The 14,529-nt window shown below is 35.1% G+C and carries 20 protein-coding genes; 14 read left to right on the top strand and 6 right to left on the bottom strand.

Annotated features, from left to right (window positions below):
• The first annotated feature begins 7 nt into the window (after positions 1-7).
• The 3 genes from ribD (at position 8) to Q0371_RS03745 (ending at position 2,353) form a co-directional block, all read left to right on the top strand.
• Positions 8-1,108 carry a bifunctional diaminohydroxyphosphoribosylaminopyrimidine deaminase/5-amino-6-(5-phosphoribosylamino)uracil reductase RibD gene (gene ribD, locus Q0371_RS03755; protein WP_298468456.1) on the top strand — a complete coding sequence of 367 codons (1,101 nt, stop codon included), beginning with the start codon at positions 8-10 and terminating at the stop codon, positions 1,106-1,108.
• Between the two features lie 74 nt (positions 1,109-1,182).
• Entirely contained in the window at positions 1,183-1,752 is a 570-nt protein-coding gene (locus tag Q0371_RS03750; protein ID WP_298468453.1) for an HAD family acid phosphatase, read from the top strand.
• A gap of 160 nt (positions 1,753-1,912) precedes the next feature.
• Positions 1,913-2,353, top strand: coding sequence for a hypothetical protein (locus Q0371_RS03745; RefSeq protein ID WP_298468450.1), 441 nt, complete (start codon positions 1,913-1,915; stop codon positions 2,351-2,353).
• Positions 2,354-2,457: 104 nt separating this feature from the next.
• Here Q0371_RS03745 and Q0371_RS03740 read toward each other — a convergent pair whose 3' ends face one another.
• Entirely contained in the window at positions 2,458-3,249 is a 792-nt protein-coding gene (locus Q0371_RS03740; RefSeq protein ID WP_298468447.1) for a M15 family metallopeptidase, read from the bottom strand.
• 217 nt (positions 3,250-3,466) lie between these two features.
• Positions 3,467-4,249, bottom strand: a complete 783-nt coding sequence (locus Q0371_RS03735; RefSeq protein WP_298468444.1) for a hypothetical protein — start codon at positions 4,247-4,249, stop codon at positions 3,467-3,469.
• A 179-nt stretch (positions 4,250-4,428) separates the two neighbouring features.
• Between Q0371_RS03735 and Q0371_RS03730 the strand changes: the two genes are divergently transcribed.
• The 6 genes from Q0371_RS03730 (at position 4,429) to Q0371_RS03705 (ending at position 8,909) form a co-directional block, all read left to right on the top strand.
• A complete protein-coding gene (locus tag Q0371_RS03730) occupies positions 4,429-5,202 on the top strand; it encodes a phosphotransferase (RefSeq protein ID WP_298468442.1) in 774 nt (257 codons plus the stop codon).
• Between the two features lie 18 nt (positions 5,203-5,220).
• Positions 5,221-5,562 (top strand): zinc ribbon domain-containing protein, encoded by a 342-nt coding sequence (locus Q0371_RS03725; protein ID WP_298468439.1) that lies wholly within the window; start codon positions 5,221-5,223, stop codon positions 5,560-5,562.
• A gap of 57 nt (positions 5,563-5,619) precedes the next feature.
• Positions 5,620-6,174: an NUDIX hydrolase gene (locus Q0371_RS03720; RefSeq protein ID WP_298468436.1), complete on the top strand. Its 555-nt coding sequence runs from the start codon at positions 5,620-5,622 to the stop codon at positions 6,172-6,174.
• Positions 6,161-6,382 carry a hypothetical protein gene (locus Q0371_RS03715; protein ID WP_298468433.1) on the top strand — a complete coding sequence of 74 codons (222 nt, stop codon included), beginning with the start codon at positions 6,161-6,163 and terminating at the stop codon, positions 6,380-6,382. The genes Q0371_RS03720 and Q0371_RS03715 overlap by 14 nt, the downstream gene beginning before the upstream one ends.
• A gap of 9 nt (positions 6,383-6,391) precedes the next feature.
• A complete protein-coding gene (locus tag Q0371_RS03710) occupies positions 6,392-7,429 on the top strand; it encodes a collagenase (protein WP_298468430.1) in 1,038 nt (345 codons plus the stop codon).
• Between the two features lie 146 nt (positions 7,430-7,575).
• Positions 7,576-8,909 (top strand): IS3 family transposase gene (locus Q0371_RS03705; RefSeq protein ID WP_298468427.1). Its coding sequence is split into 2 segments (ribosomal slippage): positions 7,576-7,984 and positions 7,984-8,909, totalling 1,335 coding nucleotides; the frame shifts between segments, so codons are not numbered across the junction.
• A gap of 95 nt (positions 8,910-9,004) precedes the next feature.
• Here the strand turns inward: Q0371_RS03705 and Q0371_RS03700 are convergent.
• Entirely contained in the window at positions 9,005-9,364 is a 360-nt protein-coding gene (locus Q0371_RS03700) for a VOC family protein (protein WP_298468424.1), read from the bottom strand.
• Positions 9,365-9,517: 153 nt separating this feature from the next.
• Here Q0371_RS03700 and Q0371_RS03695 point away from each other — a divergent pair, with 153 nt between their 5' ends.
• From Q0371_RS03695 to Q0371_RS03675, 5 genes are all read left to right on the top strand, one after another.
• The gene (locus Q0371_RS03695; RefSeq protein WP_298468421.1) at positions 9,518-10,099 is read left to right on the top strand and encodes a GNAT family N-acetyltransferase; all 582 of its coding nucleotides are present in this window, start codon (positions 9,518-9,520) and stop codon (positions 10,097-10,099) included.
• Positions 10,100-10,164: 65 nt separating this feature from the next.
• On the top strand, positions 10,165-10,569 hold the full coding sequence (locus Q0371_RS03690) for a DUF4830 domain-containing protein (protein WP_298468418.1): 405 nt from the start codon (positions 10,165-10,167) through the stop codon (positions 10,567-10,569).
• Positions 10,570-10,632: 63 nt separating this feature from the next.
• On the top strand, positions 10,633-11,223 hold the full coding sequence (locus tag Q0371_RS03685; protein WP_298468415.1) for an SMI1/KNR4 family protein: 591 nt from the start codon (positions 10,633-10,635) through the stop codon (positions 11,221-11,223).
• Positions 11,224-11,390: 167 nt separating this feature from the next.
• Positions 11,391-11,885, top strand: coding sequence for a hypothetical protein (locus tag Q0371_RS03680; RefSeq protein WP_298468412.1), 495 nt, complete (start codon positions 11,391-11,393; stop codon positions 11,883-11,885).
• Positions 11,886-12,025: 140 nt separating this feature from the next.
• Positions 12,026-12,262, top strand: a complete 237-nt coding sequence (locus Q0371_RS03675; protein ID WP_298468409.1) for a hypothetical protein — start codon at positions 12,026-12,028, stop codon at positions 12,260-12,262.
• Positions 12,263-12,405: 143 nt separating this feature from the next.
• On the opposite strand, the gene Q0371_RS03670 is transcribed toward Q0371_RS03675, so the two are convergent.
• The 3 genes from Q0371_RS03670 to Q0371_RS03660 are packed head-to-tail and all read right to left on the bottom strand — an operon-like array spanning position 12,406 to position 14,365.
• Positions 12,406-12,894 carry a methylated-DNA--[protein]-cysteine S-methyltransferase gene (locus Q0371_RS03670; protein WP_298468407.1) on the bottom strand — a complete coding sequence of 163 codons (489 nt, stop codon included), beginning with the start codon at positions 12,892-12,894 and terminating at the stop codon, positions 12,406-12,408.
• The gene (locus Q0371_RS03665) at positions 12,894-13,802 is read right to left on the bottom strand and encodes a DNA-3-methyladenine glycosylase (protein WP_366518556.1); all 909 of its coding nucleotides are present in this window, start codon (positions 13,800-13,802) and stop codon (positions 12,894-12,896) included. Before Q0371_RS03665 ends, Q0371_RS03670 begins: the two co-directional genes overlap by 1 nt.
• Entirely contained in the window at positions 13,799-14,365 is a 567-nt protein-coding gene (locus Q0371_RS03660; RefSeq protein WP_298468404.1) for an Ada metal-binding domain-containing protein, read from the bottom strand. The genes Q0371_RS03665 and Q0371_RS03660 overlap by 4 nt, the downstream gene beginning before the upstream one ends.
• Positions 14,366-14,529 lie beyond the last annotated feature (164 nt).

Genomic DNA, 14,529 nt, shown 5'->3' with positions numbered 1-14,529 from the left:
GTATACAATGAAAACCGACGAGGAATATATGAGGCTTGCATTAGACTTGGCGGCTAGTGCGAAAGGCAACACGAATCCTAACCCAGTAGTGGGTGCAGTAATTGTGAAAAATGGAGTAATTGTTGGTACGGGACTACATCGCAAGGCAGGCGAGCCTCACGCAGAAGTGCATGCATTTAATATGGCGCAACAGCATGCGGAGGGTTCCACTCTTTATGTAACCTTAGAACCTTGCTCACATTACGGTAAAACACCACCTTGTGCAAATTTAGTAAAGGAATCAAAGGTAAGCAGAGTCGTTGTAGCGACTAGGGACCCTAATCCTGAGGTTGCAGGAAGAGGCATTCAGCTGCTTCGTGACGCCGGCATTCAAGTTGATGTCGGGATATTAGAAAAAGAAGCGCAAAAGTTAAATGAGCGTTTTATACACAATATGCTTACCAAGCGTCCATTTGTTATTTCAAAGTTTGCTATGACACTAGATGGTAAACTCGCAACCTACAATGGACATTCTAAATGGATTAGTGGAGAAGTATCACGTAAAGATGTTCATACGCTAAGAAATGAAGTAGACGGTATTTTAGTAGGGGTAGGTACAGTAATAGCAGATAATCCAGCCTTAACTACAAGACTTTCTGAGCTTGATGGAAAAAATCCTACAAGAATTATCTTAGATAGCAGCCTACGGACTCCTTTAGATGCACAGGTCCTTCAAACAGAGGAAGCCAAAACGATTATAGTAACAAGTAAAGAAGTAGATTCAAACCGTGTTAAGGAATATGAATCAAAGGGAGCAAAAGTATTATTTGTTTCCAAGAGAAATAGTGGATTGGATTTAGAAGAGGTACTTAGCGAATTATATCAACAAGGGTTAACCGACATACTAGTGGAAGGTGGAGGGGCGATAAATTCGGCCTTTCTGAATGCTGGTTTAATAGATAAATACTATATTTATATAGCTCCAAAAGTACTGGGAGGCAAAGAATCCATTACCCCTTTTACTGGTGAAAATCCAGAGTCAATGGATGCTGCCAAGCAATTGTATTTTGACGAATTCCAAAAGTTTGGAGAGGATCTTCGTATAATTGCCTACCCTAAAAATAAATGAGCTACATAACTTTTGATCCAGTATAAAGAAAAATAAATAAAAAGTAACAATGGTATAAGAGTAGGAGAATAAAAATGAAATTTGGTTTTGATATTGACGATACATTAATTAATTTGAGAGAGCATGCTTTTCACTTGTACAATAAGAAACTTAATCAAAATGTGAATCTTGACGTATTTCATGCTTTAAAAACGGTAGAGATTCATGAAGCTTTTGGTTTGGAAAAAGAAGATGGAAACACCATGTGGAGAGATTGTATGGAGGAAATATATTTTACCAATTGCCCATCCTTTGAGGGTGCATTAGAAACTTTAAAATCCTTAGAAGAAGATGGCCATGAGATTTACTATATTACCTCTCGTCCGAAAAAGTATTGCTCTCAAACTCGTGAGTGGATGAAGGCACAAGGCTTTCCAATAACAGATGAAAACTTTTACTGCGGGATGCAGGATGAAGAAAAAATAGCAACAATCAAGGCATTAGAGTTAGATTATTATTTCGATGATAAGCCAGCTGTTCTAGAAACGCTCCAAAACGTAAAAACAAAAGTATTCATAAAGGATCAATCGTATAATCAGTTAATGGATATGCGAAGGCTGAAACAATGGTCTGACTTGAGGGGAATTCTAGAGGAAACAGTCTAACTCGACATAATATATTTCGTGATTCGAATACCCCATGCACATTAGTCGCCAACTAATATGCACGGGGTATTTTTTAAATGGAATAATTTTTAAATTTGAAACAAAGCAAGGGAAGGGCCGTCTAATTAAAAAATACTTAAAATCCAAAGGAAGTGACATTTTGAAAAAAATACATTTCATTATCCCGTTAACATGTTTATCTATTTTACTAATAGGATGTCAATCAATTGAAAGCAAAGAAACAAATCACGATAACCCTCAGCAATCGTCAAATGAACAAGTAGAAGGTGAGGTAATGGAAGTAATCCTATCAAGGTCATCTTTGGAAGACACTATTATTTTTAAAGATGAAGCCAGTATAAAAGAGTTTAAAGATATGATTTCAAGTTCTATAAAACAAGATGGAATTGTTAATATGTCTAATCCAGATTATGATATAGATATTATGTTTAAAAAAGATAAAAAACAAACTTATTATTTATGGGTAGGAGAGAACAGGCAAAACGGATCTTTAATGAAAGCTGATGATACCCATACGATTTATACTTTTGATGAAGAAACGAATAAAAAAATTAGCAAGTTGTTGCAAAGGAAACATTAGACTTTGGGTTCAACCACATGCTTGCCTATTTTTAATAGTAAAAAAAGATATAGGATTAGAATATATTTTTGTCATTCTATGTACTCTAGAGTTGGAGTATAAGTTCAATCCATTACTTTAGTTTTAATGATTCCGCCCAAATTATCCCCTGAAATTTCAAATTTATTGCTTTTAGATGACTCCATACTTTTTAATTGTTCCTGTTTTACATATCTTATTTGATATTGCTTACCTTCAATGGTTGTGTCATATTCGCCTTTTTCTTTTAAAAATGCGAGGTATTCTTCTAACACTAAATCTTCCTTGGTCATAATAAGACTATGTGGTTTTCCAACGTAGCGGAAATGCCAAGGTTCAAAAGCGATTCCAGTTACGTCCACTTTGTTCTCAGGATAACGTAAAATAAAGCCAAATTCTGGTGCATGTTGTGCTAACCAGTCGGCTTCCAGTGTATATTCCATCATTCCTTCGGTAGAACCAATATCAATGGATAAGCCTGACTGATGCTCACTATAGCCATTTGGTAGGGCATACTGTGAACCTAATTCTTCATAAAGTTGTTGTTGGACGATACCAGTACGGAAACCACTATTAAGCTTGAAATGCATAATTTCATCTTTTTCAGCTGCCTCGAACATTTCCTGCATAGGGGTCAGTAAATCCTTATGTACAGTCATTTCTGATTGTATTTCTACGTTATTTGCAAAGTCATTAGGTACCACTTCGATTTCGGTTGGTTCTTGTTGAAGTTTTACCTCGTTATTAATTAATATAAGATTCCCTTCATAAATCTGTTCTTCTTCAATTGTAAAGATTTGTCTGTCTTCATTGGTATAGTTAGTAAAGATCAAATACCCAAATGTTGAAAGGCAGCATAATAAGAAGAATTTTTTCAACTGTCTCACTCCCTTACTAGATATATCTAGCATAGCAAGTAGACTTTAAGATTATGGTACGATAATTCTTAATTTTTTCTTAAGGTTATCATTTTGATAAACATCACCTCTTCACTAAAAACGTAATTAATAATCTATTCAGGTTGCTAGAAAGTAAATTGAAAGTATCCATGCTGTACATGAATATCTTTGCAATTTACTCCCAAAGCAATTTAAATTAATTAGACCCATTTTTTATTTTTTGAAAGCTTGCTATAGAAGCCTGATACAACTTCTCCATTTTTTCCTCTATGAAATTCGTTCTTTCATATAATGAAAATCGAATATGGTCTATCTGCCTCATTATTTTCTCCAACAAGCCTTCTTGGAGATCTACTCGACTTGTTAAATCCTTTTGAGCTTCTTCCAAACCGCTAATCTGTTGGGTAATCGTATGATGGAAATGATGCTGTTCGTCCATTTTGGCCATTGCTTCATGTTGAAACGCTGACACCTGCTCCATACTTGAAAGTACTTCTACATTTTTTAATGAAAGATCGTCTATCTTTTGAACAATCACTCCGGAAGTTTCTTCAGATTTGTCTAATCGAACCTTTATATGGTGTTGTGTTTCATCTAGATGCTCAATATGTTCCATTAAACATTGTTTTCCAAGCTTCTCTTCTGTTATTAAGTGGTGCAACTTCTCGTTTTGTTGCTCTAATTTCTTTAAACCAGTTTGTATTTGTTTTTCAACCTGTTCATGTTGCATATTTAATTTCTTTAAGTACTCAAGTCTTTTGTTAATTTCATTCCAATGGGTTAGTTGTTGTTCTCCATATTGTTGTTGCGAATTATTTAATCGAATAATTTTATCTAAAAAAGACTGGTTAGTTGCTTCTTGGCTAAGCATGAAATCGGATAAGTAGTTACTACGAAACTCGACTTGGTTGCTAGCTTTTAATTCGCCATTATTTTTAAAAACACCTGGATGCTGGCTATCGTTGATGAATAATCCCATTAAATTTCCTCCTTATGAATTATCATATTTATTAGAATATGCATGTAGGTTAAATATAGGGATTGCGAGGCATGCATCAATTGGAATAGCGAAATAGTTTCAATTTTTACAAAATAATGAAAAAGGTATAGTTATTTATTATTAAGCTATTGTATAATATGACCTAGAGGTGTTTTATTTTGAATAAACAAATAATTGATAGTTTGGATATAAAAATAACTGGAGAAATACTTGCACAGTCTTTCCCAAAGCGCCAAGGTGGAACATCATTTACAACGTTTCTTCAGACAAAAAAAGGTCGTTTTGTGTGGAAGGTAGCGACTGAACTGCCTTATCGGAATTGGTTAAAAAGGGAAGCAGAGGTGATGGAGCTACTAAACAATGAAACAAACCTGCCAATTCCTTTGTTTAAGCATTATCAAGAGCAGCCCGAAGAGAATTCACTTCTAATGAGTAAGTTAGAAGGTGTGCCTTTAAGAGAAGCCTTACATGTTGCAAAAACAATGGAAGAAAAGAAATCCCTTTTTTACAGTTTTGGTACTCTCCTAAAATTATTACACGCTACTATGCCTCCTAAAGCATTGTTAATAGAAGATAACTGGCTTGAAAAACAATTACAAACTGCCACATATAACGTCATGCATTATGAGGTCGACGGCAATGAAGAGCTACTGACCTATTTAAAATTCAACCAGCCTAAGCCAGTACCTCAAACACTTATACATGGGGATTGTACGATTGATAATGTACTTGTGAAGGATGGTAAGGTATATGCTTTTATTGATCTTGCTGGAGTAGCATATGGAGACCCACGGTATGACCTAGCTCTTGCAACTAGATCTATACAATCAAATCCACTTTTAGTAGAAGCTTTCTATGAGGGTTATGATTCTACACCTATTTCAATAGAAGAGTTTAAATATTTTGATGGAGGTCTTTATGAATTTTTTTGAAAATGAGGTGACCTTGAAGTGAAGCTAATAGGTCCATTTATGATGATAGTTGGCGTATGCTGCATAGGGTTTGCTTTTTTTGAATTTTTTACGCTGGAATTTTTTGAGGAACCGCAGTATTTTTGGTTATTCTTTGTAGGTGCTCCCATTATCTTTTTTGGATTTGTTTTAACTGGAATAGGTAATCATAAAAAATTAATAGAACTGAATAACGAGGTAATACGTGAACAAATGGCTGCAGCCAGCCAAGGATGGGAGGAGGGACAGTTAAAAGCGGAAGCCTATTGCTCAAACTGTGGCCATCCTGTTCGTCGATCATCCAATTTTTGCTCCGATTGTGGTACCTCACTGCAAACGTAAGTATTTAGTCAGTATGATGGCTTATCTAATGAACTTCGAGTTAAAGGAGTGATACGATTGATCACATGGAAAACGTTAAGTTCCTCGTATATTTTTAAATCCCCATTTGGAAATTTAAGAAAAGACATTTGTGAACTGCCAGATGGACAAGTAATTGATGACTATTATGTAAATGAATATACCGACTGGGTTAAAGCAATTGTCCTTACAAAGGAACAACAAATTATTTTAGTAAGCCAATATCGCTACGCAGGTCAAAATATTTTTTTAGAAATTCCAGCTGGAAAGCCAGAGGGACAAGAAAGCTATCAGAAGGCAATTCTTAGAGAAGTTCAAGAGGAGACTGGCTATACAACCGACCGCGAGCCAGTTTTATTGGGTCAATTTTATGTAAACCCAGCTACTCAAACGAATAAGATTTATACCTATTTGCTACTAGATGCTTATCAAATTAGTGATCAACAACTGGATCCTACAGAATTTATAGATGTTCATACTTTTGATTTTAAGGAAATGCACTCTTTAATAAAGAATGGTGAAATTCAACAGCTTTTCACCGCCAATGCTTATTATATGGCTTTAGATTTCTTAAAGGAGAATGCAATCAAATGAGAAAAGGCTTTGCGACTCGGAAAAATACGTAGGAATACACGTAACGACCAGCGCTCCCTTAAACCTAGGCAAAGATATACAAAAAACAGATGATAGCTTGCGATTCCTAATGAATACGAAGGGCATATTATCAACAATGGTTGGCATGAAGCAAATCGACCATGCCAAGCGCAACATAGCAACGAGCATACGTACAAACATTCAATAGGAGGATAAATTGAGAACGATCATCAAGCGAGCTTTGTTTCTGTTGTTTCCTTTCGTCATTGGAGCGTATACCGTGCAAGCATTTACTATGTATTATAGCTGGAGCAATCTAGTGTGGAGCATATTAATTAGCTGCTTACTTTTTATCTTTTATATGTATTACTTGGAAACCAAACGAGACTTTTCGGTCTCCATTATTCGGCCCACTGTTAGCTTTATATTAACAGCTACCTTATTATGCTCCTTCTACATAGGAGGTAGCGCATGGTCTAATTTCATAGAAGAACCTTATAAAGAGATAGCGCCTCTATCTACTGGAGCAAAGGCAGAAGAGAAGAAAAGCAGAAAATTATTCTCTTTATTTTCAGGAGACTCTATCCAAAAAAATGTGGAGTCTAAGCAAATTGATAGTATCTCTTATTATTTTGCAGCAGATAATATTGCTTCTGTGCAGGAGTACTCCTCGCTATTAGCTAAGGAAAAGGCAAAGTTAGATCGGATTTTCGGTTCAGAGCTAAAGGACCCTTTAAAGATTGAAATATATAATAACTCCTCAGCTATTAAGGAAGTGTCCCCTGGAGCAGTAGGTTATTACAAACGTAGGAATCAATCTATTCATCTAATGAAAATGGATGATGAAAAAAGATGGGAACGGATTTTATTACACGAATATACCCACTATCGTATTCACCAATTTGCGAAGGTTAATGGATTGAGTAGTAAAATGGAGCATCTGCCTTTTTGGTTCATAGAGGGGCTAAGTGAGTACGTTGGTTATCAGGATAGGGTGATTAATCAACAGATCCTAGGTGAAACAGTGGATTATCGCTTACTAGACACAAATAAAACCATACCCCCATCACTGGAGCATTATAAAGTATACCTACAAGGCTACTTTACGGTGAAAAAGTTGGATAATCTATATGGATCAGAAATCATAGCCAAGTTGTTATTATCGGAGTCATTAAATGATTTTTATAACACATTGGAGAAAACTACAGGACAAAGCACAGAGGAATTTCAGAAAACACTTCTAGCGACTTATTAAAAAATTTCTCTTTTCTTATCAAATTAAAAAAGAGCTAGATAACTTATAAACTGTACCCTATAGAGTAGACACTTGAAAAAGAGTCTACTCTATAGGGTCTTTTTGTGTAGAATTAGTTAAAGAGGAACGAGACAGGAGAGTTTGAGATGAGTAAAAAGACATTCACTGAGAAAGAGATTAGCCTATTATCTAAAAATCCTTATGTTAGGTCGGTTAGTGAAAAAGGAATTACATATTCCAATGAGTTTAAGAAATTTTTTATGAATCAATCTGAAAATGGCATGTTTCCTAGGGAGATATTTGAAGCATCTGGATTTGATATAGAGGTAATAGGGATGTCACGTATCCGCAATTCAGCTAGACGTTGGAGAAAAGCATTCAAGCAAGACGGAATTCTTGGCTTGGAAGATACTAGGCTTAATAATTCAGGACGGCCTCTTGAAAGAGAACTTACTCCAGAAGAGAAGTGTTCCAGGTTGGAAGCACAAGTTAATTTGTTGAAAGCAGAGAATGAACTTCTAAAAAAGATACGATTCGCCGAAAGGGGACAACAGAAGAAATAACGCTTACAGCTGAACACAAATTTAATCTGATTCAGTCTGTCATTGTTAAATACAACTTGAAAAGAATGGTCAGTCATCTATGTGGAATAGCCGGCGTATCACGCTCTGGCTACTATAACCACTATTCTGAGGAAGCGGTAGAACAAAGGAAACACAAGGATAAGAAGGACGAAGCTTCACGGGATATCATCCTAAAAGCTTATCGGTTCAAAAGACGTAAGAAAGGTGCCCGTCAGATCAAAATGACCCTGGAGGGTCAATTTAAGGTTGTCTATAATTTGAAAAAAATTGGGAGAATCATGAAGAAATATGACATTGTCTGCCCTATTCGAAGGGCCAATCCATATAAGCGAATTATGAAAGCCAGTCAGGAACATAAGGTAGTCCCCAATTTACTCAACAGGGAGTTCAAACAAGGCATTCCTTTTAAGGTACTACTGACTGATATCACCTATTTGTTTTACGGAAAAGGGAAAAAGGCATATTTATCAACAATCAAAGATTCCTCGACTAATGAAATCTTGGCATATCAGGTATCAGATCAAATCACCCTCGATATAGCCCTCAATACCTTAAATAAGCTGAAGAAAAATCGGAAAGTGAGGTTGGCTGAAGGCGCCTTTATTCACTCGGATCAAGGTGGACATTACACCAGTCCTATTTACCAAAAGCTAGTGAAGAAATATAAATTAGGCCAGTCCATGTCAAGGAGAGGAAACTGTTGGGACAACGCTCCCCAGGAGTCATTCTTTGGGCATTTTAAGGACGAGGCGTATATCAGGCCATGTGATACATTGGATGAGCTAAAGAAGGAAATCAAGAGCTACATGACCTATTACAATCATTATAGATATCAATGGGATTTAAAAAAGATGACCCCTGTTGAATACAGAGATCATCTAATTAAGGCTGCCTAGCTTTTTTTAAAATGTCCTTTACATAGGGTACAGTTTACTTATTCTAGCTCTTTTTTAATGTACGCCTTAACTCAATTTTTATTTTAATTAGATTATTAATCTTCAAATTGCAGGTATTCTAAAATATTTCCAAAAGGGTCTCGAAAACTAATGAATTTTCCTGGAGGACAATCAGTTGGCTCATCTATTATAAAATGTACTTCTTTATCTTTTAAGAATTTAACCTTTTCATAAATATCTTCCGTTTGCAATCCCAATGCAACTCCTGAAGCATTTTGGTTGTTGCTTGCACTATCATTTTCCTCCAAAACAAGTGGTAAGTCTCCGTTAACGAGTGATGCAAGCTTAGGACCATACTGCTTATGTAGTTCGAAACCTAACGTATTAGTATAAAAGTCAATTGCTTTATTTAAATTTGGCACATAAATGCTTATAACACAAATTTGATTTTTCAAATTATCCCTCCTATTAATAGTATTTTTATACATATTCTACATTACTTATTGATTGTCCTTTTTAGAGGATATAAATTTCCTTAGTCGAATAATAAAAGTTAGAAATAATATTTTAATAGTTCAACATCATTTAAACAAAGGAGGATATATTAAGTGTTTATTCGGGAATATAACGATTCTGATGAGGTAGGTTGGGTAAGATGTAGAACACTATCATTTCTAAATACAGCCTACTTTGATAACGTATTGAATAAAAAAGAAAACTATGAAAATCCTGCAATCGAACTCGTGGCAGAATTAAATGGACAAATTATTGGACTCATTGATATAGAGTATGAAAAGGAAGAAAAAACCGTTTGCTCAAGAGGTCACGGTTTAGGAGGTATGGTTTGGCATGTTGCAGTACATCCAGACTACCACCGACAGGGAATCGGTGAGCAACTTCTCCAAGAAGCGGAAAAAAGAGCAATCAATTTAGGGTTGAATCGATTTGAAGCGTGGACTAGAGATGATCGTTGGGTACGGAATTGGTATGAAAAAATGCAGTTTAAAAAAGTCTATTCCTATTACCATATTTATTTCGAAGGAAATGAATTGAAAAATAGAATTCAAAGTACTATTCCTAATCTTCACTTAAAGAATACGTTTGCTCATTATGTAGGAGAAGATATTGAACAATTTTCAGAAAACCAACGAATTCATGAATGCGTTTGCTATGAAAAATATTTTAAATAAAAAATACATCTTATTTACCTAAAGAGTTGAAATGCTTTACCACGATTGTAAAGTGAGGTGTTGTATTGAAAATCAGAATGCTCTTTATGATGATTGTAGGAATATTATTCGTTACAGCTTGTGGGCAGGAAAGTCTTAATGAACGTCACGAAGTATATTTATCAGAAAAAGGTTGGGAGATAAAAGATTCAATTGAAGTTGAAACTTATATATTAGATATTCCCGATGAATTGCTTAGTAACTATGAAGCAAGTGGAATTACATTTTTGAGTGAGTATTTAGGTGAAGAAGTTATACGGCATACTTATGTGTTAAAAGAAAAAGATGATAATGGAGAACGTTTGCAAGCTGTGATATTCGAAGTAGACAAAGAAATTATTGGGGGCTATGGAGTACTTCGGACATGGGTGCCAGGCGTATTTAACTTGGACGATAAGGAACGTCTCATTAAGGAGCAAATGATTAAGTAAAGAAAGTAGATACATATAAAGTCAAATAGAGATTGCAAATATTTTTTTTAGGAGGTAAAAATAATGAATTTGGTTAACGAATTTTTAATCAGTTTAAGAGGAGCATTATCAAAAGTTGAGCTCGACGAATTAAATACAGCACATGGGGCTTCAAAAGAGGATCTTAATACCCTCAGGTCAGAATATCCAGAATGTCCAGAATCACTAATCTGTTTACTGGAAAATATAGACGGTACATATTGGAGGGAATATAAAGAAAATGAAATTGCGGTTTGTATTTTAGGCGCTGATGTTGCTGATGGCGAATATCCATATTATTTGCTATCTACACAACAGATGCTCGATAGTTCTAAGGAAGAAGAAGATGTCTCCTATCTATTAGAATATCAAGATGACGAGGAGGCTGTTGACCCTAAGATAAATCCAGAGGGACTGCTACCTGGTAAATATATTCATTTTGCCGACTGTATGAACAACGGTGGGACATCAAGACTCTTTATCGACTTTAACCCTTCAGCTGATGGTGTAAGCGGTCAAATAGTTCGATTTTTGCACGATCCAGATGAATACAAAGTGATTGCAGACAGCTTTGACGAGTATTTACAGGATATTATTGACGGTAACTTTATTTTTCTTAATAACGAAGAACAGTAATATATTGTACACTTGAATAGTGTTAAAGGGGAGGTTAACTGAAAATAAATTCTATAATTAACAATAAAGTTAAGTACATTGTTTTGTTGTTTATAATAACTTTTTTTCCTTTTTTTAATTTTTTCACTGTTACAGGTTATGCTTGTTCATGTGATGGGCCAAACACCGTGAAAGAAGAATTAGATTTTAGTTCCACAGTTTTTTCTGGAAAAGTTGTTGAAATAATAGATGAGAACAAAAATAAGTCCATACAATCTTCTGCTGATCCTATTGCTGTACATTTTGAAGTGAATGAATATTGGAAAGGGCCGAATCAGTCACCAATTACAGTTTATACTGTAAGAAATACGGAAAGCTGTGGCTACGAATTTGAATTAAATCAAGAGTATTTAGTATATGCAAATGAATCAAATGGAGAAATTCAAGTGAATTACTGTTCCAAAATTACTCCGTTGTCTTTAGCAGATAAGGATCTATCTGAATTAGGAAAAGGTGAAAAACCAATTGAACAAGTTTTTAATGACTCAACTGCTAGCAAGGATGAGGAACAGTTAACTCCTAAAAGTTCTACAAATATGAATAGTATATATATTAGTCTGCTCGCCTTAGGCTTATTACTGGTAATTATATATGCCCTAAAACGAATTAAGAAATCGCCGTAATCTTTTATGACATTTTAACATTTCGCGATTAAAAGCATGGTTATATTAAAATGGCTTTACTGATTGGGTGTTTTCATAATGATCTTTACTTTTATAAAAATCCAAAAGACGGATAAAAAGAAAAAAATGGAGGTGTATTTATGAAACTAGATTCTATAATTTTACCGATTTTAGGTACAATCTTATCTATCTTCGGAATATTACCTTTTATATTTAATTACCCATATAGTGATAGTCCTGATTCTGGTCCATCAAATTTGTGGGAACTTATTCTTATGATTTCTTATGATGGAAAAGGATTGCATTTATTTGTAGGGATTGCTTTGTTGGTTCTATCCTTTTTCCTGATTTTTAGACAAAGAAAATTACAAGTTTGATTTATTTTCCAAAGACCTCTATCGACTGGAGCAAATGATTATTTCAGCGTGTCAACAATCCAATAAAATGAAGAAGTGTATAAAAGACCTCGGTAATGCTTAGAAGGAGCCCCGGATATTTCTCCTGGGCTCCTTCTTGATATTTATAAAGTAGTTTTTATATTTTGCAATTTAGCTCGTTCATGCTGTAAAAGCCATTCTTTCCTCCACAGACCTCCAGCGTAACCAGTCAACTTTCCTCCAACGCTTATGATCCGATGACAGGGTATAACAATAGGCAATCTGTTTTTGTTATTAGCACTTCCTACAGCTCTAACCGCACGATTTTTCCCAATCGTTTCGGCTATATGCTTATAGGTAGCAGTTGTCGCATAAGGAACTTGTGTAAGTGCTTGCCAAACCGACTGCTGAAATGCAGTGCCCTCATAGTTATAGAGAAAAGTAAATTCCATACGGTCTCCATAAAAATACTCATTTAATTGCTCGATACAAGTATGAAGTATAGGAGGATGATCGACCTCAAGCGCGTGTTCTACTTCTTTTCTTTCCGTAAAGCGAATAGCATCAATAGCCTCGCTCGTACTTGAAATTTCTAATACTCCAATCGGTGATTGATAGTCTACTTGATACATTATAAGGACCTCCATAGATAAAATGTAGCGTATGCCTGCCAGCCTGTCCATTTTTCGGCTAGTTCTTTTAGTTCGTCCATCGTAGGTTTACGGTCAAGGTTTAATTGTTTTTTTAGGGCATTGTGCAATCCAACATCTGAAATAGGGAAAGCAGAGGACTCTTGTAGGCTTTTCATCAATACATAGTCAGCAGTCCAAGGTCCAATACCTCTTATAGTCGTTAAATACAAATGCTTTTGTTCAAATGTCTCTAGTTTAAATAATAGGTCCTTGTCTAACTTTCCGCCTTGCATCAGCTGAGCGATACCAATGATATACTCTGCTTTTCTAGTACTAAACTGTAAGGCTCGTAAATCATCTGTTGTTAAAGAAGCAACCATTTCAAAGGAAGGAAATGTGTAGAATTTTTTACCTTCATATTCTACAAAGTCTCCGTATTTTTCAACTAACCGCTTTTTTAAAGTATAGGCAAATGTCAAATTTATTTGTTGACCGATAATGGCCCAGGTTAATGCTTCAAAAAGATTAGGGATTCCCATGATACGTAAGCCATAGTGGTTTTGAACGATCGGGCTTAAAATAGGATCATGTTTAGCGAGCTCATAAAACCCATTCAAATCCGTAGTTAGATCAAACCATTCAATTATAAATGAAGCAGTTTGCTCTTTCTGCTTAGCAGAAGGTGTAGTAAATGGAAATCGTACATGTAGTGCATCAGGTTTCCAGTCAATTATAAACAAAATGGGCTCATCGTCATCAATTTTAATAGCCTTATAAATAGAATGATCTGTTACTTGATGTACTGTTTCTTGTTCAGATCTCATTAAATGAGCTAGACATTCCTCGAAGCTAAAGTCGGAAGGTGTAGGTATATTTAGTGTCTCAGGTTTTAATATCTCATTCATCATTGTGAACTCCTCCATTGTTTTCGATATTCACTAGGAGAGGTATGTAAGGAATTTTTAAAAGCCTTATAGAAAGTTGATGTACTTTTAAATCCTGTTTTCAATGATATTTCTAGGTTTGTATTATCTGTATTCTTCAATAAGTGGATTGCTTTTTCTATTCGAACTTTTTCTAAAAACGTACGTGGACTCTCGGACGTAACTTGTTTAAAGACTCGCTCCAGATGGAATGGACTTACTCCGATATGTAAAGAGAGGCTCTCAAGCGTTATTACCTCCTTGTAATTGCAGGTCAGAAAAGAAATGACTTCGCTTACTAGCATCTCTTGTGGCGCAAGTTCTATATCAGGCTTGCATCTTTTACAGGCTCGAAAACCAGCATTCTCTGCCTCAGATTTGGTTTCATAAAACTGTACGTTTTCCTTTTTAGGTTTTCGAGATTTACAGGAGGGCCTACAATAAATTTTAGTAGTTTTAACAGCTGTATAAAAACATCCGTCATAATTACTATCACAAGACATGATTCTTTGCCACATTTCCTCAAAAGAAAGATTTGCTTTAGCCACGAATTTTACTCCCTTTTTCAGCAAATTTTATTCATCATATCATATAACTTTTTTCGTTTGTAATCGCCTTATGTCTACTTTAACAAATAAAAGAGAAGGAATCGTCTTAATTCTTGCTATTATGGTCTAATATTTATCATTATTTTCTGAATTTTTAGTTGACT

It is taken from the genome of uncultured Psychrobacillus sp. (genome assembly GCF_938022135.1).
In the GTDB taxonomy this organism is placed as follows: Bacteria; Bacillota; Bacilli; order Bacillales_A; family Planococcaceae; genus Psychrobacillus.
This window is presented reverse-complemented; position numbering and strand designations above follow the sequence as displayed.